21 protein-coding genes, 1 pseudogene, 2 CRISPR repeat arrays and 1 riboswitch are annotated in these 23,097 nt (G+C 70.4%); of the genes and pseudogenes, 8 read left to right on the top strand and 14 right to left on the bottom strand.

Features of this window, described 5'->3' with window-relative positions; all coding sequences use genetic code 11:
- Positions 1 to 66 precede the first annotated feature (66 nt).
- Positions 67 to 276: a hypothetical protein gene (locus tag ABD299_RS10560; RefSeq protein WP_344260807.1), complete on the top strand. Its 210-nt coding sequence runs from the start codon at positions 67 to 69 to the stop codon at positions 274 to 276.
- A gap of 28 nt (positions 277 to 304) precedes the next feature.
- Here the strand turns inward: ABD299_RS10560 and ABD299_RS10555 are convergent, their stop codons facing one another.
- A complete protein-coding gene (locus tag ABD299_RS10555) occupies positions 305 to 1,117 on the bottom strand; it encodes a class I SAM-dependent methyltransferase (protein ID WP_344260805.1) in 813 nt (270 codons plus the stop codon).
- 164 nt (positions 1,118 to 1,281) lie between these two features.
- Here ABD299_RS10555 and ABD299_RS10550 point away from each other — a divergent pair, with 164 nt between their 5' ends.
- The 3 genes from ABD299_RS10550 (at position 1,282) to ABD299_RS10540 (ending at position 2,963) form a co-directional block, all read left to right on the top strand.
- Positions 1,282 to 1,785: an ArsR/SmtB family transcription factor gene (locus tag ABD299_RS10550; protein WP_344260803.1), complete on the top strand. Its 504-nt coding sequence runs from the start codon at positions 1,282 to 1,284 to the stop codon at positions 1,783 to 1,785.
- Positions 1,786 to 2,063: 278 nt separating this feature from the next.
- The gene (locus tag ABD299_RS10545) at positions 2,064 to 2,624 is read left to right on the top strand and encodes an ATP-binding cassette domain-containing protein (RefSeq protein WP_425581300.1); all 561 of its coding nucleotides are present in this window, start codon (positions 2,064 to 2,066) and stop codon (positions 2,622 to 2,624) included.
- 198 nt (positions 2,625 to 2,822) lie between these two features.
- The gene (locus ABD299_RS10540; RefSeq protein ID WP_344260801.1) at positions 2,823 to 2,963 is read left to right on the top strand and encodes a DUF2218 domain-containing protein; all 141 of its coding nucleotides are present in this window, start codon (positions 2,823 to 2,825) and stop codon (positions 2,961 to 2,963) included.
- 57 nt (positions 2,964 to 3,020) lie between these two features.
- Here the strand turns inward: ABD299_RS10540 and ABD299_RS10535 are convergent, their stop codons facing one another.
- The 10 genes from ABD299_RS10535 to cas3 all read right to left on the bottom strand — a co-directional run bounded on the left by ABD299_RS10535 (position 3,021) and on the right by cas3 (position 15,175).
- Positions 3,021 to 3,395: a hypothetical protein gene (locus tag ABD299_RS10535; protein ID WP_344260799.1), complete on the bottom strand. Its 375-nt coding sequence runs from the start codon at positions 3,393 to 3,395 to the stop codon at positions 3,021 to 3,023.
- Positions 3,396 to 3,543: 148 nt separating this feature from the next.
- Positions 3,544 to 3,984 carry an acyl-CoA thioesterase gene (locus tag ABD299_RS10530; protein ID WP_425581299.1) on the bottom strand — a complete coding sequence of 147 codons (441 nt, stop codon included), beginning with the start codon at positions 3,982 to 3,984 and terminating at the stop codon, positions 3,544 to 3,546.
- Positions 3,985 to 4,032: 48 nt separating this feature from the next.
- Positions 4,033 to 4,261: riboswitch (cobalamin riboswitch) on the bottom strand.
- Between the two features lie 156 nt (positions 4,262 to 4,417).
- A CRISPR array of direct repeats spans positions 4,418 to 5,299; the repeat unit is 28 nt; unit sequence GGACCATCCCCGCGGGTGCGGGGCCGAC.
- Positions 5,300 to 5,363: 64 nt separating this feature from the next.
- The gene (gene cas2e / locus ABD299_RS10525) at positions 5,364 to 5,642 is read right to left on the bottom strand and encodes a type I-E CRISPR-associated endoribonuclease Cas2e (RefSeq protein ID WP_344260797.1); all 279 of its coding nucleotides are present in this window, start codon (positions 5,640 to 5,642) and stop codon (positions 5,364 to 5,366) included.
- The gene (cas1e, locus tag ABD299_RS10520) at positions 5,639 to 6,715 is read right to left on the bottom strand and encodes a type I-E CRISPR-associated endonuclease Cas1e (RefSeq protein WP_344260795.1); all 1,077 of its coding nucleotides are present in this window, start codon (positions 6,713 to 6,715) and stop codon (positions 5,639 to 5,641) included. The genes cas2e and cas1e overlap by 4 nt, the downstream gene beginning before the upstream one ends.
- Positions 6,716 to 6,718: 3 nt before the next feature.
- Positions 6,719 to 7,507: a type I-E CRISPR-associated protein Cas6/Cse3/CasE gene (cas6e, locus tag ABD299_RS10515; protein WP_344260793.1), complete on the bottom strand. Its 789-nt coding sequence runs from the start codon at positions 7,505 to 7,507 to the stop codon at positions 6,719 to 6,721.
- A 5-nt stretch (positions 7,508 to 7,512) separates the two neighbouring features.
- On the bottom strand, positions 7,513 to 8,358 hold the full coding sequence (gene cas5e, locus ABD299_RS10510) for a type I-E CRISPR-associated protein Cas5/CasD (RefSeq protein ID WP_344260791.1): 846 nt from the start codon (positions 8,356 to 8,358) through the stop codon (positions 7,513 to 7,515).
- The gene (cas7e, locus tag ABD299_RS10505; protein WP_344260788.1) at positions 8,355 to 9,503 is read right to left on the bottom strand and encodes a type I-E CRISPR-associated protein Cas7/Cse4/CasC; all 1,149 of its coding nucleotides are present in this window, start codon (positions 9,501 to 9,503) and stop codon (positions 8,355 to 8,357) included. The genes cas5e and cas7e overlap by 4 nt, the downstream gene beginning before the upstream one ends.
- Before the next feature lie 77 nt (positions 9,504 to 9,580).
- Positions 9,581 to 10,219: a type I-E CRISPR-associated protein Cse2/CasB gene (gene casB / locus ABD299_RS10500; RefSeq protein ID WP_344260786.1), complete on the bottom strand. Its 639-nt coding sequence runs from the start codon at positions 10,217 to 10,219 to the stop codon at positions 9,581 to 9,583.
- A gap of 8 nt (positions 10,220 to 10,227) precedes the next feature.
- Complete coding sequence (casA, locus tag ABD299_RS10495; protein WP_344260784.1) at positions 10,228 to 12,114, bottom strand: type I-E CRISPR-associated protein Cse1/CasA; 1,887 nt, start codon at positions 12,112 to 12,114, stop codon at positions 10,228 to 10,230.
- 94 nt (positions 12,115 to 12,208) lie between these two features.
- Positions 12,209 to 15,175, bottom strand: a complete 2,967-nt coding sequence (gene cas3 / locus ABD299_RS10490; protein WP_344260782.1) for a CRISPR-associated helicase Cas3' — start codon at positions 15,173 to 15,175, stop codon at positions 12,209 to 12,211.
- A 192-nt stretch (positions 15,176 to 15,367) separates the two neighbouring features.
- Positions 15,368 to 15,823: direct repeats of the CRISPR family, unit length 29 nt; unit sequence GTCGTCCCCGCACCCGCGGGGGTCTTCCT.
- A gap of 538 nt (positions 15,824 to 16,361) precedes the next feature.
- On the opposite strand from cas3, the gene ABD299_RS10485 reads away from it, so the two are divergent.
- The 3 genes from ABD299_RS10485 (at position 16,362) to ABD299_RS10475 (ending at position 19,748) form a co-directional block, all read left to right on the top strand.
- Positions 16,362 to 18,725, top strand: a complete 2,364-nt coding sequence (locus ABD299_RS10485) for a glycogen debranching protein (RefSeq protein ID WP_344260779.1) — start codon at positions 16,362 to 16,364, stop codon at positions 18,723 to 18,725.
- A 164-nt stretch (positions 18,726 to 18,889) separates the two neighbouring features.
- Complete coding sequence (locus ABD299_RS10480) at positions 18,890 to 19,273, top strand: ATP-binding cassette domain-containing protein (protein ID WP_344260776.1); 384 nt, start codon at positions 18,890 to 18,892, stop codon at positions 19,271 to 19,273.
- 106 nt (positions 19,274 to 19,379) lie between these two features.
- Positions 19,380 to 19,748 carry a hypothetical protein gene (locus tag ABD299_RS10475; protein WP_344260773.1) on the top strand — a complete coding sequence of 123 codons (369 nt, stop codon included), beginning with the start codon at positions 19,380 to 19,382 and terminating at the stop codon, positions 19,746 to 19,748.
- A 110-nt stretch (positions 19,749 to 19,858) separates the two neighbouring features.
- On the opposite strand, the gene ABD299_RS10470 is transcribed toward ABD299_RS10475, so the two are convergent.
- Both ABD299_RS10470 and ABD299_RS10465 read right to left on the bottom strand, forming a co-directional pair.
- Positions 19,859 to 20,512, bottom strand: a complete 654-nt coding sequence (locus ABD299_RS10470; RefSeq protein WP_344260771.1) for an NADPH-dependent FMN reductase — start codon at positions 20,510 to 20,512, stop codon at positions 19,859 to 19,861.
- 196 nt (positions 20,513 to 20,708) lie between these two features.
- Positions 20,709 to 20,960: pseudogene (locus ABD299_RS10465) on the bottom strand (GntR family transcriptional regulator); the annotation flags it as partial.
- 158 nt (positions 20,961 to 21,118) lie between these two features.
- On the opposite strand from ABD299_RS10465, the gene ABD299_RS10460 reads away from it, so the two are divergent.
- A complete protein-coding gene (locus ABD299_RS10460; RefSeq protein WP_344260769.1) occupies positions 21,119 to 21,568 on the top strand; it encodes a carboxymuconolactone decarboxylase family protein in 450 nt (149 codons plus the stop codon).
- A 210-nt stretch (positions 21,569 to 21,778) separates the two neighbouring features.
- Here ABD299_RS10460 and ABD299_RS10455 read toward each other — a convergent pair whose 3' ends face one another.
- A complete protein-coding gene (locus tag ABD299_RS10455; RefSeq protein ID WP_344260767.1) occupies positions 21,779 to 23,059 on the bottom strand; it encodes an NAD(P)/FAD-dependent oxidoreductase in 1,281 nt (426 codons plus the stop codon).
- Positions 23,060 to 23,097 lie beyond the last annotated feature (38 nt).

The following is a 23,097-nucleotide window of genomic DNA, read 5'->3' as shown; positions in this document are numbered from 1 at the left end:
CGACGTACGTCATGTGCTGGAGGGTTCCCGCGCGCAGCCACTCCGTGGACCGGGCGACTGGACGTGGTGATCTGGCCATCCGGCGGTCAGGACATCGCTGTGGAGATCGACTCCGCACCGAACCCGGCCTCCGCGCAGAAGCTCACCTTCGCCCGCGACGCCGGGGCCCACCCGCTGCGGCGCCGCTTCGGAAAGGGCAGCATCGAGAAGATCGACGGGGTTGTGGTCCTCGACATCTGCGACGCCGTACGAGGCGTGCGTGTGGCCGGCTCCTGAGCCCACAGCCCGCGCCCACGGGCGGAGGTCATGCCTTCGTGAGGACGAAGAACAGGAAGCACAGGAACCTGCCCGACTCCTTCTGCTCGAAGACCTCGGGGAACCGTTCGCGGGCGCCGGGTCCCGGGGCCGGTTCGCTGATGACGTCGATCCGGAAGCCGGCCGCGGTGAACGCGTCGGTGATCGCGTGCAGCGGCCGGTCCCAGAAGGTCATCAGGTGCTTGGTGCCCCCGAGTTCCCACCACTGGGAGGTGGAGCGGGTCGCGAAGTAGTCGGTTCCGGGCGGTGCCGTCATATGCTGGACGAAGGGGTGGTGGACGGACCCGATGAGGCGACCGCCGGGCCTCAGCACGCGCCGCAGTTCGGCCAGGGCCGTCGTCCAGTCCTCCAGATAGTGCAGGACCAGGGAGGCGACGACGTCGTCGAACCCGGCGTCGGCGAAGGGCAGCGGGCCGCCCAGTTCGGCGCGTTCCAGCACCACGCCCTCGCCGAGCCGCCGCCTGGCCAACTCCAGCATCCCGGCGCTGGAGTCGAAGCCGGCGACGACGGCGCCCCGCTCGCGCAGGGCCTCGGCCACGGGGCCGGCGCCGCAGCCGGCGTCGAGGATCCGGCGGCCCGCCACGTCGCCGGCCAGGTCCACGATCGCGGGGCGCGCGTAGTAGGCGTTGAGGAGGCTGGTCTCGTTCTCGGCCGTGTACGCCTCGGCGAAGCTGTCGTAGTCGTTCGCCCTCTCCCCGGGCCCCGGGGTGCCTCGACGGGACTCACCCAGGACACCATCCGCCTGTTCGGCGGGGCTCTCGGGAGCGGCGGTCCCGCCGGTCTTTCCGGGACGGTTCGGCATGGTTGACCTCGCTTGTTCGGGCCACGGTGGGCGTGGCGGGAGATCTGCGGATCCCCGGGCTGTGAAGGGCACAGCGGCACTCTGGTCGAGTGATTGGGTTTTGTCAATCACTCATGGTCTGGCCCTTCAACGGATGCTGTCCGCTCTTCAGTAGGCTGCCGGTCATGACCGAACGCCGGCTGGCGACCGACGCGGAGGCGAAGGCACTCGCCTCCGCCCTCCGCCTGCGCATCCTGCGCATCTGCGCAGGGGAGCCGCGCACGAACAAGGAGATCGCGGCGATCCTCGGCCGAGACCCGGCCAGCGTGCTGCACCACACCAGAACGCTGGTCCGCACCGGGTTCCTGGAGGCGCAGGAAGAACGGCGCGGCGCGCGCGGCGCACGAGAGATCCCGTATCTGGCGACGCGCAAGAGCTGGAGCCTCGAAGCGCCCGCGCTGGACCGGTCGATGCTCGACGCGTTCCTGGAGGAACTTGCCCTCGTCCCCGCGGTCGAGGCCGAGGCCGAGGGCATCAGGATGGCGCTGCGCCTGCCACCGCCGCAGATGGAGGAGTTCCGCACCCGGCTCAAGGATCTGCTGGACGAGTTCGCCGCCCGCCCGGACGACCCAGCCGCGCCCGCGTGGTCGCTCTTCCTGGTGGTGCACCCCGACCCGAACCGGCCCTGACGACGGCGTCCGGCAGATCCCCCCGCCAGGCCCGGCGCAACGAGCCGGCCATCAGATGGCCACAAGATCCGCCGGGCAAGCATCCAAGGCCCGTCGCTGCCGCCCCAGCGCGGCGGTAGAACGTCACGACTGCCCGACGCACCCGCCGGAAGCGCCTGCCGCACGAGGGGCGGGAAGACCGCCGCGAAGTACCAGTTCAAGGGAGCCGCTCCCCGGACGCCGGTCACTTCACCGACCACGAGCTCAAGCGGCTCGCCAGGAACACGGCCGAGCTGACCTTGTCCGCCGAGTTCCAGGCCAGCGGCATCCAGCTCGAGCTCCTCACCGGAAACTTCAACACGGTCGACGACAGTCTGCTGCTGTCGACGGTGCTGGTGACCTTCGGGCGGTACCCGCACTCCCGGGGACGGCTCACCGTCGTCGACCGGGAGCACGTGGAACGGGCGCTGGACCACCTGCGCCTGGGCGGCCTGGCCGACCGCTACCTGGACGAACTGTCCGGTGGCCAGCGGCAGCGGGCCTTCGTCGCGATGGTGCTGTGCCAGGACACCGACTACCTGCTCCTGGACGAGCCGCTGAACAACCTGGACATGAAACACGCGGTGGAGATGATGCGCTTCCTGCGCCGGGCGGTGGACGAGCTGGGCAAGACCGTCGTCGTCCTGCACGACATCAACTTCGCGTCCGTCTACTCCGACCACATCGTCGCGCTGCGCGACGGACGCGTGGTCCGTCAGGGCGCCCCGGCCGACATCCTGCGGTCCGACGCCCTGTGGACCGTCTACGACCTCGGCATCGCCATCCATGACATCGACGGACACCGGATCGGAGTCTTCTAAGACTGACACCCCTCACACCCCCGGCGCCACCGCCGGAACCGACGGCACCCCGGGCCTGACCGGCCGGGCGGTGGTACGCACCGACACCCAGCACCACTACGCCAAGCAGCTCGTCTCCCACCTCGGCCGCAAGCTGGAGACAGTCGAGGAGGAGGCCGGCTCGCGCGTGGTCTTCCCGGGCGGTGACTGCCTGCTGCTGTGGCACGGGAGGGCGACCTGGAACTGCGCTCGCGTGCGGTGGACCGGGAGACGCTGGACCGGGTGGAGGGCGTCGTCGGACGCCACCTGGAGAAGTTCGGCGCCCGCGCCGACCTGGTCGTGGCGTGGGAACGGACCTGACCCCACTCCGCCCCCGCGAACCGCGTTCCCGGGCCCGCGGGGGTGGGCCGGGAGCGGTTACGGCACAGCGGGCGGACCGGCCCGGTGCCGCCGGGGCGGAGGGAAGGCGTACAGCTCCAGCACCTCGGGGCAGTCGGCGATCCCCGGACCGCCGGCCCGCACCCAGTCCGCTATGTCCTCTGTCGCGGCGGGGTCGTTGACCAGCCCGAACCAGGNGGCCGCGCGGCCGGCGGCCCACGGCTGCACCACGACCACGTTCGCCCTCTCGCAGACATCCAGACACTCCGAGATCCGCACCCGCGTCTCCCGGCGCAGCCGCTCGACCTGCCCGGCATGGTCGACACCGGCCACCTTGGCGCTGCCGCAGCAGCAGTCCCGGCACACCGTGACCCGGCACGGCACCGGACCGCTTCCTTCCGGCCTCTCGCCCACGACGACACTCTCCTTGTCTTCCGGTCGCTTCCGGTTCTCTTCCGGGGAGACCCACTCCGCCCCGCACCCCACCCCCCGCCGGCGCGGACACCGGCAGGCGGAAGGGGAGGGCGCCCGCCCCTCAGGGGCGGCCCGGGTAGCGGGTGGGTCAGGCGGCAGCCGGCGAGGCCGACTCCAGCGGCGGGACCGGGCGGGGCCGGCCCTCCGCGTCGACGGCGACAAAGGTCAGCCGGGCGGTGGCCACGTCCGTCAACGGCCCCGAGGCGTTCCAGCGCTCGGCGGTCACCCGCACCACGGCAGTCATCGAGGTCCGCCCGGCCTTCTCCAACTCGGCGTGCAGACGAAGCAGATCACCGGCGCGCACCGGCGCCGGGAAGGACATGCGGTCCACCGACACGGTCACGGCCGGGCCGTCGGCGTGGCGGCGGGCCTCGGCCGCCGCCGCGTCGTCGATCAGCTTCATGACGACACCGCCGTGGATGGTGCCGTACAGGTTGGTGTCGTGCTCGCTCATGATGTGAGCGAGGGTCACCCGGGAATCGGCCGGGGTCTTGGGCGCGGAACGCACGGGCACGCTGGCTTCGGCCACGTCAACTCTCCTTCGCGAGTCGCGGCGGGACGGCTTCCGCGCGCGCAGGTGGCGCGCGGGCAGCGGGCAGGTCTTCGGACTCGCGGGCACACCCGGTGTCTCAACACCGGGCACCTACTGGCCGTCGCTTCCCGGGTCCGGTACGTCGGACCCAGTGCTCGATGACGGCGGTCGTTCCCGCTCACCGCTGCGGGGCAGTCCCGGATTCCCACCGGGGTTCCCTCTTACGACGCATCCCGCCTGGCGGACGGGGCGAACCAGCTGCGCGCCCCAGCCTACGACGTGCCCGGCCCCGCCCGACAGCACTGCCGCCCCGGACCGCCGACCCTCACCGCGCGCCTGCGGTACGCCGTGGAAGCGAGTTCGGGCAGCGGAAGCGATTCGCCGCCATGAGCCCTCCTGTTCCGAGATGTCCGTGATGGACTCGACGTGCGGACCATCCCCGCGGGTGCGGGGCCGACGGTCGGGGTCTTCGTGGATCCAGCCCATGTCTCGGACCATCCCCGCGGGTGCGGGGCCGACTGAGGGAGGACATGCGGCGGCGGTGAGGGCTGCGGACCATCCCCGCGGGTGCGGGGCCGACTTCGCGCGGCGCATGTGTGTCAGCTCGTGGCGCGGACCATCCCCGCGGGTGCGGGGCCGACATCTCGTTCCTGGCGGACGACTACGAATCGGTAGGACCATCCCCGCGGGTGCGGGGCCGACTCAAGACCACGTGCGCACGACCGATCGGAAAGCGGACCATCCCCGCGGGTGCGGGGCCGACATCATCTGGCCGGGCTGCAGGCCGTGGGTGAGAGGACCATCCCCGCGGGTGCGGGGCCGACCGGACAGGAGGACTGATGGCCGCCATAGAGGACGGACCATCCCCGCGGGTGCGGGGCCGACGGGTGCGCTACGGCAACGGGATGGACCCGGAGAGGACCATCCCCGCGGGTGCGGGGCCGACCGCGGGGGCCCATCACGGGCCCCCGCCGGCCGGGGACCATCCCCGCGGGTGCGGGGCCGACGTGACGAGTGGAAAGCACCCAAAGCGCGTGGCCGGACCATCCCCGCGGGTGCGGGGCCGACGTACGCCATACGGGGCAGAGGGCGCAAGACGCGGGACCATCCCCGCGGGTGCGGGGCCGACGTGGCATGGGTCCCTATCACCTCGCTGGGGAAGGGACCATCCCCGCGGGTGCGGGGCCGACCGGAGGAGACGGGAAACGAACTGGATATCTACAGGACCATCCCCGCGGGTGCGGGGCCGACCGGGCATTGGGAGGCACCGCCGGATGATGCGCAGGACCATCCCCGCGGGTGCGGGGCCGACACTTTTTGACCTGGGGTTTTAGCGCGGTGAGGGGTCGTTTTCATTTAGTTGGAATCGCATCAGGTCACCGCCGGTTCCGGGCGGAGAGGAGAAGACCGTCGTAGTCCACCGGACGCCAGCGGTCCCGGCCTGCGGTGCGGACGGCCCACCCCTGTTCGTTGGCGGCAGGCTCCACGAGAACCGCTTGGCCATCGCCGATCCGAGTGGCGAGGAGTTCCCACAGGCGGTCGCGTACTCGACGGCTGGGGTTGCCGACAAAGACACCTGCGTTGACCTCGACCATCCAGCGCGTGAGGTGGCCGCGCAGGCCTTCCGGAGCTGCTATGAGAACGATGACGGTCATGGGGATGACTCCGGAGTGGCGGAGGGCGTATCGAACTCAGGACCGATGACGGCGATGTGCTCCTCTCCCATGTCTGCCGACCGAAGAAGGGGCGGCGGGACGGAGCGCTCCCCTTCGGGAGGGGCGGCGGGGACGGGTGTTTCCTCTCCGCCCTGCGACCAGTTGACTCCGGACGGCACCGCGCCCACGCGTTCGTCCCACAGCTCACCGACGACCGGTGTGTCGAAGTCTGTTCCGTCCGTGGAGAGCAGCCCTTTGATGTCCTGCACAATGCGGCCGAGGAGCTTGTTCTCGGCGATGAGGTCACGGAGGCCGAGGCGCGCGTCGCGTTCCTCGGTCAACCCTTTGGCCGCCAGATCGAAGGCCAGGGGAATCGTGTACTCGGCCTTGTAGAGGTCAGCGATGTCGAGGACGAAGGATATGGCCGATCCAGTGTGCACGAAGCCGAGCCCTGGACTCGCGCCCACGCCCACGATGACCGCGTGGCTGATGCCGTAGAGGGCAGCGTTGGCAGCCGACAGCAGCCGGTTGAGATCGTCTCCGGCGGCGAAGGCATCCCCCGCCTTGTAGACACGGCCGTCCCATGGCACGCCGGTACGGCGGGAATGTTCCTTGTAGAGCCGACGTACGCGGGTCCCCTCCCGGCCACGGAGTTGTTGCATGGTGGCGGTGGAGACGTCCTCACCCGGAAATCGCATTGCGTACATCGCCCGCGCGACCGCCAGGCGTTCCTTGGGGCGGGTCACAAGCCACGCCTGCCGGTGGAGCAGCCCTGCCCCGCGGGCAGGCCCGAGGCCGGCAGCGTACATGCGCACTCCCTGTTCCCCCACCCAGCACACCGCGGTGCCGGAGTCGGCGAGGAGACGCATCGCGCCGTGGGTCACCCGTGTCCCGGGGCCGAGGAGGACCACGGCGATCATCGCTGCCGGAACGCGCACGGTCTCGCGCTTGTTGATGATGACCACGGCGTTCTCGTCACGGTCGAGGTGACTGCGTTCGACGTACACGCTGGAGACGCGGTCGGTGATGCGATGCAGGTCGTGCGGGTCGGCCTTCCACCAAATGTCGGCCACGGGTCAGTTACTCCCTTCACGAAGCGGAGCGAGGGTGAGCAGTCCGCACCCGTATGCCTTGGCGGGCCCGATGCCGCCGAGGAGACTCTCGGTAAGGGCAGCCGGATCGGTGACGCGCAGGCGGCCTTCGAACGTGGCAGTGGTGAGAGTGACGCGGGCTTTCTGCTCCTCCCTCTTCGCGAAGGAGTGACGCCGCCGCTCGGTGATGCGAAGGTCGCGCGGTGGGTCGGGCTCCGGAAAGACGGAGGTGCCTTCGTCCCCTCCTGGAGTCGGGAGGCGTGCCGGGGGGACGGTGAAACCCCATCGCTCGGTGCGGTCGAGGAACCATCGGAGCTGGGCGCTCACCGTACGGTGGCCGATGCGTTGTCCTCGAGGGCGCCCCGCCTTTCCCGAGGTGGCTGCCGCGTCGAGCTTTGCTTTCTGGGTTGGGGTGGGGTTGAGCGGGGTGTGGGTGTTCTGCACGGGGTTGGCGGTGAGCCGGAAGGCGAACTCACGGCCCAGTGCGATGTTGTCGAGGAGAGGGGTGTAGTCGCGGATGGCAGCGTGTTCACCATCCGCATCGGGCCACCCGGCGCTCTCGACGATGTGCGTCCAGTCCGGCTTGGAACGGGTGAGGACGAACAGGTGGGGCCGGTAGGGATTGTCGGCGTCGAGCCGCCAGAGCACCCGCTCGGAGCCAGGGCCGCCGGGAACGCCGCCGGCCACCGCACCGTGCATGGCCCGAGGGTTGGCCAGGAGGGTGCGGCTCATGGCGCGCAAGGGGTTCAGGCGGATGCGGGAGAGGTAGGTCATGGTGATCACCAGCCCAGGAGGGCGAAGGGGTCGTGCCCGGTGCCGTCCTCCGGGCTGTCGGTCGTACGGGGCCCGGTCGTGGCCGGGAAGGCTGTGGGGACGGAGAACCAGTCGTGTCGCACCCGCCGGTCTGCGAAGGTCCGGCGCAGTGGGTCGTAGGAGACCGGGACGTCGTTGAGGACGTCGTCACCGCGCGGATCCTCAAGGGTGACCGGGCAGGGAACGGTCGTCGGGTACGCAGAACGTTCGGCTTTCCGTTCGCGGCGCCATCGGCCGGCGTAGCGGTCCTGCACTCGTCGGGATGCCTGCCAGGGGGTGTCGCGCAGTGCCAACTCGGTATCGGTCTCCCTGAGCCCCAGGCAGAGTGGCTGGGTGGGCGGACAGGAGCGCCGCCCGAGGGCCAGCGGAAAAGCAGGGTTGCGAAGAGCATGCTGGAGGCCTAGGAGGAGTTCCCGTGGGCCCGCGACGGCGGCCAGGAACACCGCGTCCTGAAGGTAGTACCGGGTGGTCACGTGGGTGTGCTTCGCGGGGGAGGTGGGTTTCTGGGTCCCCTTGGCCGAGACCCCCGCCTGGAGCAATGGACGTCCGCGGTAGTCACTCACCGTGTGGTAGTCGCGCAGAAGTGTTCCGGGCTGATCCACCCGCACGCCGAGCGTCAGGTGTGACAGGTCGTCGAGGGGATCCTCGCGAGCGCGGCCGGCGGCGGCGGCGAGCAGGCCGATGACTCCCGACTTGGTGGGAATGGGACGGGTCTCGCGGCGGTTGAAGGCGCTCCTGTCACCCCAGGCCTGGAGAGGACCTGCGAGCCGGAGCAGCAGTACGGCCTCGTCCCCGGATGGGGTTGGGGTCATCGGGCGTCCCCGCCGGTGAGGTGGGTCCGGAGGGCGATCAGCAGTTCGTCGAACGGACGGACCGAACCGAAAGCCTCTCCAAGAAGGGAGATGGCGTCCCGGTGATCGGGATCGAGGGTGTGGCAGTGAGCGCTGAAGGCAGGCTCGTTGCCCCACGCGCGAACCGCGGTGAGCTGTTCGCGTGCCAGGCGGCGAATGGAGGCCGGGGCAATGCCGGTGTGTGTCTCGGTGCCGAGGTCGACCGGCTCCTCGAAGGCGGAAACCAGGTTGACCGGCTGATCGGTGCGGACGGTGACGGCGACCAGCCGGGGCAGCGTGTGGTGGGCGAAGGAGTTCTGGTAGCCGGTGGGCATGGAGCGGGCGAAGGAGGTAACGAACTCGGCAACCGCGTCGACGGCTGCCTTCTCGTCGGAAAGGTTGTCCACGAGCTGGTGCATGCCGACGGTGGCATACCGGTAGAGGGTGGCCGAGTTGAAGCCGATGGTGCCGATCATGCCGGCGCCCGTCTCCTCCTTCTCGTTCTCGTCGTCAACAGCCGTGAAGTAGTCGAACTCGAGCTCGGTGGTGTGGGTGGACAGCGCGTGGGCGACCTGCACGGCGGCGTCCACATTCAGGGCGGGGATGTCGGCGACCATGCGGCCGAACAGGGCGACGTCGATGGGGTGCCCGGAGCGGAAGGTTTCGCGCACGGGCATCTGCTTGATCTCGGCGGCCAGTTCGTCGTCGTCAAGAGCGGCGAGTTGAGCGGCGCGGCCCCGCACGAGTTCGGCGACGGCGTCGAGCTGCCGTCGGCCGTAGAAGAAGAGGTAGGCGGTGTCCCCTTCTTTCTTGCCCGCGGTGATCTTCAGCGGCGCGAGAAGGGCACCGGCGAGGCGTGTCGCGGCGTCCGCGTCCACCCCGGCAGTGGCGGTGATGCGTTCGGCGAGCTTTCCGGCGACGCGCTTGGTGCGGGTGCCCAGATCCTGCTTCGGTACGCGCTCGGCGAAGTGCAGGCGGGTGGCTCGCTTCCATGCCTGGGAGGAGACGCGCGAGCGGCGAGTGCCACCGAAGTGGGCTTCCTTGGGGTTCCCCTGGTCGTCACGGTTGAGGTTGGCCGGCGGCACGGTCTGGATGATGTGTACGTCGATGTACTGGCGCGAGGTCACGGGTTTCTCCGGTTCCCTTCAGCTTGTCGAGTCCCTCGTCTTTCGAGGGCGGGAGTTGACTACCGCGGGGACTGTGATCAGCTCTGCGGTTCGGACTTGCGTGCGTAGTACTCGAGCCCCCACTTGCGGCGGACACGGCGACGCCTCTCGGGCAGATGCCAGTCATGGAGGTCTTCGAGGAGACGGTTGTAGTCCAGGGGCTGGCCGCCGGTACGCAACTGCGTGACGAGCCCTCGCAGCCGGTGCCGCAGGGAAGCCACCGAGGTGGCGTTGGCCGCTGTGTCCACACGGCGGTCCAGCGCTTCGGCGCCAAAGCGTCCCCCCTCCCGGAGGCGGGCCAGTGCGGCGCCGAAGCCGACACCCGGCCGGTGCATGGGCTCACGGCGGCTCTGCTGATGCAGGCCGTAGAGGGCGAGGGCAGCGTGTTCGGCCTCCAGCCGCCGGGTGATGCGTCCGTCGCAGGGGGCGGTGTAGAAGGGCCACAGGGCGAACACCTCACCAGCGGGATGTGCGAGCCCCGCACGCATGGCGGCGAGATCCTCCCCCGGCGGCTCCATCGGCTGACGGCTGACAGGGTGGAGCCGCCAGGTCCCCCGGGCGGAGACGTACCGGTCCCAGTAGCGGACGGCGCCCGAGGACGCCTCCTCAAGAGGGCCCGGGGACACATCTGCCCCTTCGGAACCAGGAGGCGGGGAAGCAGTGCTGTCGGTGGTCACGGCGTCGGTCATCCTTCGCTGGAAAGTGGAGTGGGGTCCGGAGGTGCGTCGAGACGTGCGGCGAGGCGAGAGGCCGCCCAGCGAGGCAGGATGACCCTCAGCCGTGCACGAAAGCTCTGTTCGGCGGTGGCAAGCCGGTAGACGTGCTCCGTCTTGTCCTTGACTTTCCGCCGGCCCGAAAAGATGCCGGGAGCGGTGGTGGCCAGGACCTGCTCGGCCACCTCCCAGGTGTGTCTGGCAGCGGTGTGCTCCCACTTCTCGAGTGCGCTCTCCGAGGCGTCGAAGTCCTCGGGTTCGGCCCGGAGATCCAGAAGGAGGAGACGGGCCGGGCTGTCCAGGGCGTAGAGCAGGGTCTCACCGGGCCGTTGGCTCTTGTCCCAGGGGATGGGTTCGCTGCCGGCCGCACGCATCAGGTCGCCGGACAGGTGATTGAGCGCCGCGGCGAGCTGTTCCGCCTGGTCAGCGGCTTCCAGCAACGAGGCGGATACCGGCCCCTCCGGATCGAGGGCCAACAGCGGAAGGGGAATGGCGTCAAAGTAGAGGTCCTCCACCACCGCTGACTGGTTTCCGTACGCCATACCGGTCAGCTCCACGCGCAGTGGGTAGGTGGCGGGCAGACGGTCCCGCACCCCACCGAGTTGGTCCAGCAGCACGCTGGTGCGGAAGCCGGCACGGTCACCGCGGGCTTCGCGCTGCTCCCGCTCGACAGCGAGGAAAGCCTCCAGGCCACGCCATCCGGCCTTTCCGGTCTGGTGACGGCGAGGCAGGACGGCGGGGACGGGTCGCTTCGCCGCGGTCCCGGTTCTCGGCCGCTTCGGGGCAGGGGTGAGCTTCCAGGCGGTGTGCGGTTCGTGGTCCGGCGTAGCGGTCAGCCGGTCCCCCGCCGCAACAACGACCCTGGTCACCCGGGTGCCGGCCGGGGTCTGCTCTGGGATGAGGCGAATGCGCCGGGACTGCCAGGTCCACAGATCCAGCGGGCCGCGAGAAGCACGTTCCAGCCAGGTGGGGAGAGCGCAGGAGAGAGTGTCCAGGATCCGGCCGGTGGTCTGGCGCCGACGCCACTGCGGAAGGTCGTCCGACAGCCGCGTACGGCCGAAGGGGGTGTTCAGCACAAGCGTCTCGAACAGGGTGCTGCCCATGGGCATCACTACCCCCAACTGGCCAAGGGGCCCGGTGGGATTCCCCGTGGTCTTGCCCGCTTTCACACGCGGGTCCCCCATCGCCCCGGTCTTGATGGCTGCGGTGTCCCAGCAGTGGGTGTGCAGCAGCCATCGGGCCGCCGCCGCCGGAGTCAGTTCCAGCACATCGCCTTCGGTCCGCGATGCGAACAACGGCACGTTGTTCCCCGTGGCGGCGGTCGCCACCAGCAGGGCGGCCCCTTTGCTCTCCCCCTTCGCTGTGCACAGCCCGGACACCTGGGCGAAAGGGTCAACCGGATCGAAGAGGTCGAAACGGCCCCGATATTCCTCCAGATAGGCGGATAGGGTGTCGCGCTGCTGAGAGGAGAGGCCACCGGCACGCAGCATGGCGAGCCATTCGCCGGCTCCGGCGGGATACCCCAGCGCATCCACGAGGACCGGCAGGAGTACCTGTCTGAGAATGGCGGGCTTCTGGGTAGGCAGATCAACGACCAGATCCCGGTAACGCTCGGCGTGGAGCAGGAGTTCTCCCACGCCCACTTCGACGGTGCCTCCCTCTCCGGTGCCGGCCGGCAGACTCGGGTCCACCACCTGCACGGACAGCCAGGGATCGTCGAGCAGGTTGAACGACACTGACCTCTCCCAATCTTCTTTGTCTGAAGCAGCGCCAACTCTGGCACGGCTCTTCCCCGCTCCGCAGCCGAATGCGAGAATTGCCTCGGCCCCGCGAGCAGCCGCCCTCCCGAGAGGAGGCATCGGACTGCGGCGGGGGTGGTCCCCTTCTGTGTCTCACCGACCGGTCGGCCCCGCATCAGCGGGGACGGGACCTGGGCCTCGTCCGGGCGCCCGGTCAGTTCGTGACGAGCCGCTGCACCAGCAATCCCAGATCGGGGTCGTAGCTCACGTCGTGGTCCCCCAGAACGGTGCGTCCTCGGTGATCCAGCAGCAAGGCCGGACAGTGGCGCAGCCTGGCGTGACCGAACCACCCCGGCAGCGGGCGCAGTTCCTTCAGCGCGGACTCGGTGAGGGACGGCGGAAGCCGCACGGTACCGGCCAGGACGTCCTCCAACAGGTCGGCTCCGACATCTCCGTTCACGGAGAGAGCGCGCCCGTTCAAGGTGTAGTGGACCTCGCCCTTCCGCACGACCAGGATCGCCTCCACGGTCGGGGACCCATCCCGCACCAACCACTCCACCGTGGCGTCACCACCGCTCTCGGGCCGGCCCGCGTAGTGCAGACCCGCCAGGGTGCTCCCTTCCTTGTCACCGCGCCTGGTCAACAGGGACTGGCTCGCCTTCTCCGCCCGCTCCCCCTCCGTCTTCTCCCACTGCCGATGAGCGGCCTCGGCGGCTTCCAGCCACTGCGGTGGCAGGAGGGCGTCCGAGACGTCATACCCGGCGGCGACCAGCTCGGGCACCTGCGCAGGGACCCGCCACCCGCTGCCCCTGGCCGTCCCCTCCGTACTCGCCAGCGCCCGTCGCACGAGGGCCGCCGACCGCAGAAGCAGAAATCGTCCGTAGATTGCCTCGGAGACCCCCGGGAACTGAGGCGCGGCGAGGTCCACCGCGTCCACGCCGGTGATCACCACACGCGGCGCGGTCAGCCCGGCGGGGCGGGACACACCGGCATGCCGGTGCAGTCTTCCAATCCGCTGCAGGAGAAGGTCGATGGGAGCCAGATCGGTCACCAGCAGGTCGACGTCGACATCGAACGATTGCTCGGCGAGTTGGGTGGCCACCAGAATCATCCGCCCGGGCCGTTCTCCGGTTTCCACTCCCTGCGGAGGGCCGAGAAGGCGCAAGCATCTCGCGGTCCGGTCCGCCCGCTCCCCCACAGCGAGACGTCCGTGCAACAGGTGCACCTCGTCGCCGTACCGGTCGCGCAGCAGCCGGTAGAGCCTCTGGGCTCGCGGCACACTGCTGCGGATGATCAGAACGCAGCCGCCGGCATTGAGTTCCCGCTCCAGCAGGTCGACTACTGAGCGCGCCGCGCCATCTTCAGCTGCCTCCCGGTCCTCTCGCTTGGTGTGGGGCGGTGGCACGACCTCACCGAGGAGATCGACCGAAAGGGAGAGATCGGTGCGCCACCCCGAGCAGCACGCGACCAAGTACTGAGGCTCAGGCACACCACCGGCTTCGGCAACGGACCCGGATCGGCTCGACGGCCAGGCGGCCGTCACCGACGGGTACCCATCAGTCTCGGGCAGCCCGTGCGCCACGTACTCCTCGCGGGACGAGGCTCCTGCCAGGTAGGTGGTGACGAGATCCTGCCGTTGCCGGGGCGGCAGGGTGGCGGAGAGCAGCACCACCGGCACCCCCGCCTGCCCCAGCCAGCGCAGTCCCTCCATCAGGAACTGAGACATGTGAACGTCGGCGGCATGGACCTCGTCGAGGACGACGACCTTGCCCATGAGGCCGGCCATACGCAGCATGACGTGCTTGGTCCTGGTCGCGGCCAGCAGCAGTTGGTCGATAGTCCCGACGACGAAGGGACAGAGCAGCCCGCGCTTGGTCCCGAGGAACCAGTCTGCGGGGCCCCGCGCTCCCGTACCCGGCGCCGGAGTCCTGTCCTCCCAGTCACTGGTTCCGGCCCCGTACAGATCGTCGTCAAGGCACTCGCCGTACTCGTCCACACCGCCGAACCGGGAAGCATCGTCTGCCTCGGAGCCTTCCAGCAGTGCACGCCATTCCGGGTTGAACATGCGCTTGCCGTGCAACAGCGCAACCCGGGACGGCAGCTCTTCATCGATTCGGCTCAGCCACTTACGAACCTCACTGAACATCGGATCGCTGGTGGCCTGGGTGGGCATGCCGACGAAGACACCGTCGGCCCCGAAACGTGCCGCGAGGACCTCCGCAGCCAACAAGGCCGCCTTGGTCTTCCCCTCCCCCATGGGCGCCTCGACAAGCAACAGCCCGGGCGCGCTCATTCGCCCAGCCGCCTCGATCACCATCATCTGGGAGGGACGCGGTTCCTGACCGAAACGCTCCCTGAACGCCTCCTGCCCGGGAATCCCATGGCCGCCCCAGCCCTGGTGCAGGCCCAAGGCCAGCCAGGCCTCCCCCGCTCGTTCGCGGGCGGCTTCCAGGGTCACTCGGCGGAGGTCATCCACCCCACGGAAGTACTTCTCATCGCTGGCGATCCAGTCCGCCATCACGATCAGACCGCTCAGATGCAGCTGCACCGCCCGGGAGGGCTTGCGGGCTGGAGCCACCGCTGCCACGCCCTCGAAGCCCAACCCTTCGGTGAAGCGCTCCAACAACGCACGCTGAACAGCAGGCCAGGAGCCGGTGCCGACCAGCTGTCCCTTAGCCCGGTTGGCGGGCTTGAGCTCCCCCCGGCTGGGAAACCGCCCGTGGTGCCCGGCGACGAGCGGCCAGAGCCAATCGATCTGCTCCTCCGTCCACCCGGCCCCGGCGAGATCCCGGCACAACAGGTGCCCTCCCGCCCGGTCGTGACGCCACGGCTTCCGGGGGATGAGGTGGTCGTGCCAGGTCAATCCGGCTTTCCGTACCTCCGCGGCGCCCTCGGGCCACATGCGTTGAAAGGCCGGCGTGGCCTTCCCACAGTCATGTACGCCACAGAGCCAGGCGAAGAACTTTTTCCCTGCTCCAGGGCCTCCAGCGATGTCGTCGAGCACCAGCCGGGTGGAGGGGGCCAGAAACCCCTCCCACATGAGCTCGGCCACGGCAGCGGTATCGAAGAGGTGAGACAGCAGCAGGTTCTTCCTGCCGCCGGCCTTCTCCGCCGACTTCCCCCACAGACTGCCCAACATCCCTTCGATGTCGAGGGCCACCCCGCCCCACTCGTCACTCAACGTGCCACCCTTGCAACAGCTCGTACAATCGCTTCGGGTAACAGACCATAAGACAAGCCACTGACAACCGACGGGGGATCCGCGAAATTGGAGTCGCCGAACCGCCGCTCGCACCAGGATGCCAAGATGCTCTCCCGAACCGTACCGATTGAAAACCGCCCCCCGCCGCTGTAAACGAGCAGGTCAACAAGTGTCGTCCCCGCACCCGCGGGGGTCTTCCTAGATAAGGAATAGGTAATGCCTACTGCTGCCAGTCGTCCCCGCACCCGCGGGGGTCTTCCTGCGACGGTGGCCGCATTCCCCGCCGTGGTGGCGTCGTCCCCGCACCCGCGGGGGTCTTCCTCGCCCGGCCTGTACCTGATCGACTGGCACCCCGTCGTCCCCGCACCCGCGGGGGTCTTCCGGCATGCGCGCTCTCCCGCCAGCCTGGCCGCCCGTCGTCCCCGCACCCGCGGGGGTCTTCCCTCATCGGCAGCCACGCCGTCCCTGTCGGCAACGTCGTCCCCGCACCCGCGAGGGTCTTCCGGGGTAGGCAACGGCCTCACCGGCCTGGTAGGAGTCGTCCCCGCACCTGCGGGGGTCTTCCAGCGATGATGTCCGGGAGGACGGTCAGGAGGCCGTCGTCCCCGCACCCGCGGGGGTCTTCCGGCAGGGGAAACGACCCTCACGGTGGCGCGGGAGTCGTCCCCGCACCCCGCGGGGGTCTTCCGTACGCCGACTACGAGCGCCGCTCAGTCACCATGTCGTCCCCGCACCCGCGGGAGTCTTCCCCCCGCGCACGGTGTCGCCCAGGTCCGGGCCGGAGTCGTCCCCGCACCCGGGAGTCTTCCCCAAGACTGCTCAGCGAGCGTCCGACGGCGGGGTCTCTGGGGTCTGCCGCGGGGCGGTGCCGATTGCCTCACCGCTCCGGCCCCGACCTGCGTGACACCCAGGTGGCCGCCGTCTACTCATGACGGCCGTATGTCGTCCGGCCCTGGGCCGTCGTGGCCGTCGCCGTCGCGCGGCGCCGGCCTCAGCCCAAGGAAGTGACGGGTACGGCCCTGAGCGTCCCGGTGACAACGCCGGAACGGTCGCGGGTGGGCTTGCCGATCACGGCGAGCACGGTTATTGTCCAGCGCGTTCGCAAGAACCACGAAGATGCAACGGTCGTCGCGCGTGCGGCTTTTCCTCCGTCCCAGGAGCCGCCATGCGCCTTTTCTCCCGTCCACGGCCACGACGTACCCGTTTCGCCCTGCGCGCTGCCGCGCTGGCCATCGCCGCCATGTTCACGGTGAGCCTGGCCGGCCCCGGCTCACCGGCCGCGCTCGTCCCGACGGCCGCCGCCTCCTCGGCGTCGTCCCTGGGGGCCCACTACAACGCGGCCGGTACGGCCGTCGACTTCCGGATCTACTCCTCGCGTGCGACCCGGATCGATCTCTACCTCTACAGCGCGCCCACCGGGAGCCAGGAGACCGCGGCCCTCACGCTGACCAAGGGCGCCGACGGCGTCTGGTCCACCAGTGTGCCGGTCACGACGCTCCGGAACTCCTACGGGATCACCGGCCCCGTCTACTACGGCTACCGCGCGTGGGGCCCCAACTGGCCCTTCAGCTCCTCGTGGACCAAGGGGTCGGCTGCCGGGTTCCTCTCCGACGTGGACGCTCAGGGGAACAGATTCAACCCGAACAAGCTGCTCATCGACCCCTACGCGCGGGAGCTGAGCCACGACCCGATGCACCCCGGCAACACCGACTCCACGGTCTACGCGACCGGACCGCTCCACCGCGCGGTGGACAGCGGGACCGTCGCGCCCAAGGGGATCGTGCTTCCTTCGGACACCACCGGCACGGGCACCAAGCCGACCCGGGCGCTGAAGGACGACGTGATCTACGAGGTGCACGTCCGCGGCCTCACGATGAACGACCCCTCCATACCCGCCGCCTACCGCGGCACCTACAAGGGCGCCGCCCTCAAGGCCGCCGACCTCGCGGCCCTCGGCGTCACCGCGGTCGAGTTCCTGCCCCTGCAGGAGACGCTGAACGACGCCAACGACGTCGACCCCACCAGCACGGACGGCGACAACTACTGGGGGTACATGACCCTCAACTACTTCGCGCCGGACCGGCGGTACTCCTCGGACAAGAGCGCCGGCGGGCCCACCCGTGAGTTCAAGGAGATGGTGCGGGCCTACCACGACGCCGGGCTGAAGGTCTTCGTCGACGTCGTCTACAACCACACGGCCGAGGGCGGCCCGTGGAACCCGGCCGACAAGAACACCTACAGCGTGTACTCGTGGCGCGGACTGGACAACCCGACCTACTACTCCCTCACCAGTGACTTCCAGAGCCCCTGGGACAACACCGGCGTCGGCGGGAACGTCAACACCTACCACCCGGTGGCCCGCGCCATGATCACCGACTCACTGGCCTACTGGAAGGACGAGTTCGGGGTCGACGGCTTCCGTCTGGACCTCGCCAGCGTGCTCGGCAACACCTGCCAGCACGGCTGCTTCCGGTTCAGCCGCAACGACCCGGACACCGCGCTCAACCGGATCACCGCACTGATGCCGCCGCGCCCCGCCTCCGGCGGCACCGGCACCGACTGGATCGGCGAGCCGTGGGCCATCGGCTCCGGTACCTACCAGGTCGGCAACTTCCCCGCCGGATGGTCGGAGTGGAACGACAAATTCCGTGACACCCTGCGCAGCGACCAGAACATGATGGGGGTGGAGCAGGTCACCCCCGGTGCGCTCGCCACCCGTTTCTCCGGCTCCTCGGACCTCTACGACGACGGCCGGAGCCCCTGGAACTCCGTGAACTTCATGGTCGCGCACGACGGCTTCACGCTGGCCGACCTGTACTCGTGCAACGCCAAGAACAACAACCAGCCCTGGCCCTACGGTCCCTCCGACGGCGGCTCGGACCACAACCGTTCGTGGGACCAGGGAGGCGTCGCCGCCGACCAGCGGAAGGCCGCCCGCAACGGCTTCGCCTTCCTGATGCTCTCGGCCGGCACGCCGATGATGACCGGCGGCGACGAGTACCTGCGCGGCATCCGGTGCAACAACAACCCCTACAACCTGGACTCCGCCGCCAACTGGCTCACCACCTCGTGGACCAGTGAGCAGCGCACCTTCCGCACCTACGTGCAGCGCATGATCGAGTTCCGCGCCGCGCACCCGGCTCTGCGCCCGGCCGGCTTCTACACCTCCGCCGACACCAACGGCAACGGCATGGGGCAGCTGGAGTGGTTCACCCCGCAGGGCACGGCCCCGAGCGGTGCGTACTGGAGCAACCCCGACAACCACGCGCTGGCCTGGCGCATCGACGGGACCGAGTTCGACGACCCCGGCAGCGCGTTGTACATCGCCTACAACGGCTGGTCCGGCGGCGTCGACTTCACCCTGCCGTCGGCCGGTCCCGGCAAGCAGTGGTACCGCGTGACGGACACCTCGAACTGGGCGGAGGGCAGCGGCCAGGTCGCGGCACCGGGCAGCGAAGCGCCGGTCGGGGGCGCCGGAAGCTCCTATCACCTGCACGGCCGCGCTGTTCTCGTGCTCATCGCCAAGTGACACGGCCGTAGCGGGCCTGNGTTGCCCGCCCCGGCCCCCCGGCCGGCGTTCAGCCGCACGGCCTCGGTGTGCGCCTGTCAGCGGCGACGGTGCCACGGGGCGTGCGTCCGGAGCGGGCGCGCGCCCCGCTGAGTGAGGGTGAGAACGTGTGCGGGCGGTCGTAGGTGTCGGATCTGGTGCAGGGCCATGGCAGGGATCCTGTCATTTCGGGGCTGGATCTGAGGGTCGGGCCGAGGGCTTTCGGGCTGCTGGGTCCGAATGGTGCGGGAAAGAGTGCGCTGTTGCGTACGCTGGCGACCGCCTCGCCGCCGGTGCGCGGGGAGTTGCGGGCCCGTGGCGAGCTGGTGGACTGCGAGCGGTCGGCCCGGCGGGCGCGGCGGCACATCGGCTATCTGCCGCAGGACTTCGGCTGCTTTCGCACCACACGGTCCGGGAGTTCGTGCGGTACTGCGCGTGGTTGCGTGAGGTGCCGCGTGCGGAGGCGGGCGCGGCCACGGAGGACGCGTTGCGTCGTGTGGGGCTGGAGGGCCGGGCGGGGTCGCGGATGAAGACGTTGTCCGGGGGGGATGCTCCGGCGGGCCGGTATCGCGGCGGCGGTGGTCGGCGGGCCCGAGCTGGGGCCGCGCCGAACTGGCACACACGGTCGCCGCCGCGGTGGCCGCCACTGTTCTCCTCGGCGTCTGTGAAGCGCTGGTCCGCAGCCCGGAAGCGGCCGCCGCACTGATCCGCGCCGAACTCATCCGGCTGGGCCTGGCCCTGACCTGCGCCCGCCTCCTGGGCCGGGCACAGGCCTGGGTACTGCCCCTGCTCACCCTCTTCCCGCTCACCTACCTCGGCTGGGACCCCGCGGGCACCGTCCGCTGGTGGAACTGGATGTGGGCACCACCCCAGGCCCCGGCCTGCTGGGCCCTGGCCGCGGCAAGCCTGGCAGCCGCCGCGCTCGCCCACCTCGCCACCCCATGGCGACTCCGCCACCTCCGCCGCACACCGCGCCCGAAAGCCGTTGCCCCGGACTCCGGATGAAGCCCCCGGTTCTCTCACCTGAGGTGGCGTCCACTGCCGGATATCCGTGGGCGGGGACTGTTCCGGTATTCCGGCCCGCCTCTGCACGTCAGAGAGGGAGCGGGCCCTCTCTACCGTGGGCGCGAGGCGGCGATGAGGGAGTCGAGGGCCGCGAGGAGGGCGGTGAGGCGCTCCGAGAGCTTCTCCGCGGATGCGGGGATGAGTGCGCCCTTCTCGTCGAAGTGCCGGTAGGCGCTCGAGAGCATGACCTCGGGCGCGGGCACCACCCTGCTTTTCGTACACAGCAGCACCTGCCGCAGAGCCAGCTGCGCGCGGACGGTACCGAAGGCGGACGGCGAGGCGCCCATGATGGCGACGGGCTTGTCACGCAGCGGGGGGTGCGGTTCCGTGCCCGGGCGGCTCGCCCAGTCCAGCGCGTTCTTCAGTACTCCGGGCACGGAGTAGTTGTACTCGGGGGTGGCGATCAGCAGGCCGTCCGCCTCGCGGACGCGGTGATGGAGATCGGCCACGGCGGTGGGCAGCGGGCCGGCTTCCAGGTCCTCGTCGAGGGGCGGCAGGTCGCGCAGGCCACCGTAGAGTTCGATCTCGACTCCGGCCGGCGCGTAGGCGGGGGCGGCACGCAGCAGCGCGGTGTTGAACGAGGCCGCGCGCAGGCTGCCGGAGATCGCGAGTACCCGGCGTACGGAACCCGTGTGGTCCGTGGCCGCGGGCAGTCCGGTGGTGGTCGGTGACGTCGAGGACGTCGGCGTGGTGGGCGCGGACACAGCGGTGACTCCCGGTGAAGGTCTGATCGTTCCGGCGGTGGGGGCCACCGTAGAGGGCGGCCCGCCATCGGCTCAACACCGGGTGGCAGAGAGTCGAAGGTCGGCCCCGGATTTGGCCGGGATCACCGGCCCGGGCAGGCGCCTCCCGGGCTGCTGGCCAGTTCCTGACGCAGGGCCTGGCACAGGGCGGTCAGGGCGGACGGGAAGGCGTGGCCGGGGCACGCGACGCGCGGGGGACGGCGTACGGTTCTCCGGCGCCGGCGCGGCGTGCGACGCGGGTGCCGGAGCCCTGGCGCGTCACCAGCCAGCCTTCGGCCGTGAGTTCGGCGTAGGCGTCGGACACGGTGTTGCGGGCAACGCCGAGGTCGGCAGCCAGGGTGCGGGTGGACGGCAGACGGGTGCCGGAGGCCAGCCGGCCGTCGGTGATGGCCTCGCGCAGGGCGCGCATCAGGCTCTCGCGCTTGCCGCCCTCGTTCCGCGCGGTTGTCACGTCGAAGCGCAGGTCCAGGTGGAGGTCGAAGTCCGGCCGCCCGCGCGAAGCGGCTCCATGGACAGACACAGAACTGGACCATAATCTCGGCCACTTGGGTTAGTACGGTCAGAACCATGACAGCGACTCAGCGAATGAACATGTGGAAGAACGCCCCCGAGGTCTACCAGGCGATGCGCGCCCTGTACGAGGCCGCCAAGAAGGACGTGGACCCGGTCCTCACCGAGTTGGTCCTCATCCGGGCTTCGCAGATCAACCGGTGTGCCTTCTGCATCGACATGCACATCAAGGACGCGCGGAAGGCCGGGGAGACCGAGGAGCGGATCTACTTCCTCAACGCATTCGACGACGTCGAGGGGGTCTACACGGAGAAGGAGCGCGCCGCCCTCGCCCTGACCGAGGCCGTCACCGTGCTCACCGACGGCTTCGTGCCGGACGACGTCTACGCGCAGGCCGCGAAGCACTTCGAGGAGCGCGAACTGGCCCAGCTCATCGCGCTGATCACCACCATCAACGGGTGGAACCGGATGAACGTCGCCACCCGCACACCCCCGATGGGCCGCTGAGCCGGCGGGCAGTGCCGCATGACGCCGCTCGTCCCCGTGCGCCGCCCCGGTTGCCCCCGGGGCGGCGTGCGCGGCTGGAGCGCAGCCCCACGGGCTCACTTCCCTGAAGAGATGGGAGACTCCGCCACGCCCTGTTGGTGAGCCTGCGCGCTGACCGCGGCCTGCCCCGGATTCCCGGTGCCCGGGGGGAGGCGACCGGCCGGCCGGCTGTCAGGCCGCGGTGAGCAGCCGGTCGGCGGAGGCCGGCAGTTCCTCCCCGACCAGGGAACTGAGCAGCATGTACGCGTCGTCGTGGCCCACCAGGACGGCGCCGAGCAGTCGCCGGGCCGCAGCGTCCAGGACGAGCCTGGCGTAGCGTTCGCCGGTGCCGCCGGCCCCCGGGGCCGTGAAGCTCAGTTCCACCGCGCCGGGCGTTCTGGCGTGTGCGTCGCCCAGGCTGGCCACCGCGACGCCGGGCACCTTGAGCCGGGTCGGAGCGGTGGACTCGGCGAGCTCCTGGGCCGGCCGGCCCAGGAGCTGTGCGGCCACGGCCTCCGCCATCCGGTAGCCGGGGGCGACCAGCCCGTGGCAGCGCCCGCGCAGGGCGGCACAGTCGCCGATCGCCCACACCAGCGGGTCCTCGGTGCGGCACAGTCCGTCGGTGAGAAAGCCTCCCCGCTCACCGCGCGCCAGTCCTGCCGGAGCCGCCAGTTCGTCCCGGGGACGCACCCCGGCGGAGTACACCACCAGCTCGGCCGGGAGACGAGTGCCGTCCTCCAGCAGCACCGCCGCGGCGCCGCCGTCCCGGCCGGCCTCCACGCTGCGGACGGAAGCCGCGCAGTGCAGTCGCACCCCGTCCCCTCGCAGCCGGTCGGCGACCATCGCGGCGGCGGTGTCGTCGAGCTGGGCGGGCATCAGGCGGGGAGCCGTCTCCACCACAGCGGCGCGGGCGCCCAGCCGGTGGATCGCCCAGGCCGTTTCGAGACCGAGCAGCCCGCCGCCGATCACCACGGCCGGCACCCCGGGGCGGAGGGCGCCTCGGATACGACGGGCGTCGTCCAGGGTCCGGAAGGGGTGGCAGCCGGGGAGATCCAGTCCGGGGACCGGGGGCCGGAACGGCGCGGCGCCGGTGGCCAGCACCAGGGCGTCGTAGCCCAGCCGCTCCCCGTCCGCCGTGAGCACCGACCTGGTGGCGCGGTCGACGGACGCCACGGGCGTGGCGAGCCGGATCTCCACGAGCGGATCGTGGTCCTGGGCGGCCAGGGCGAGTGCGTCCGGCGGGCCACCGGCCAGGTGCCCGGGGAGTCCTATACGGTTGTAGGCGGCGTACGGTTCGTCCCCGACGGCCAGCACCTGCCAGGCGCCGGCCCGGTCGTGCATCCGGAGCTCGCTGATCAGCCGGTGGGCCGCCACGCCGTGGCCGACCACGACCAGCCGGCGCCGGGACGAAGCCCCTCCCTCTTCGTCCGGTCCGGGAGCGGTGCCGGTCGCGGCGGTGGGCGTGGTGGTCATCGGGCTTCCTCCAGGACGGGACGGAACGGGGCGGCACG

Origin of the sequence: Streptomyces sodiiphilus (assembly GCF_039529215.1) — a bacterium.
Lineage (GTDB): Bacteria > Actinomycetota > Actinomycetes > Streptomycetales > Streptomycetaceae > Streptomyces > Streptomyces sodiiphilus.
Note: the sequence above shows the minus strand (reverse complement) of the source record. Positions and strands in the feature narration are given on the sequence as shown.

What these genes read in the sequence shown, in the direction of transcription:
- ABD299_RS10460 (WP_344260769.1), top strand. Translation starts at nt 21,119, where the DNA reads ATGACAGCGACTCAGCGAATGAACATGTGGAAGAACGCCCCCGAGGTC.
- ABD299_RS10550 (WP_344260803.1), top strand. Translation starts at nt 1,282, where the DNA reads ATGACCGAACGCCGGCTGGCGACCGACGCGGAGGCGAAGGCACTCGCC.
- cas2e (WP_344260797.1), bottom strand. Translation starts at nt 5,642, where the DNA reads ATGACCGTCATCGTTCTCATAGCAGCTCCGGAAGGCCTGCGCGGCCAC.
- ABD299_RS10455 (WP_344260767.1), bottom strand. Translation starts at nt 23,059, where the DNA reads ATGACCACCACGCCCACCGCCGCGACCGGCACCGCTCCCGGACCGGAC.
- cas6e (WP_344260793.1), bottom strand. Translation starts at nt 7,507, where the DNA reads ATGACCTACCTCTCCCGCATCCGCCTGAACCCCTTGCGCGCCATGAGC.
- cas5e (WP_344260791.1), bottom strand. Translation starts at nt 8,358, where the DNA reads ATGACCCCAACCCCATCCGGGGACGAGGCCGTACTGCTGCTCCGGCTC.
- casA (WP_344260784.1), bottom strand. Translation starts at nt 12,114, where the DNA reads ATGCCTCCTCTCGGGAGGGCGGCTGCTCGCGGGGCCGAGGCAATTCTC.
- ABD299_RS10555 (WP_344260805.1), bottom strand. Translation starts at nt 1,117, where the DNA reads ATGCCGAACCGTCCCGGAAAGACCGGCGGGACCGCCGCTCCCGAGAGC.
- ABD299_RS10485 (WP_344260779.1), top strand. Translation starts at nt 16,362, where the DNA reads ATGCGCCTTTTCTCCCGTCCACGGCCACGACGTACCCGTTTCGCCCTG.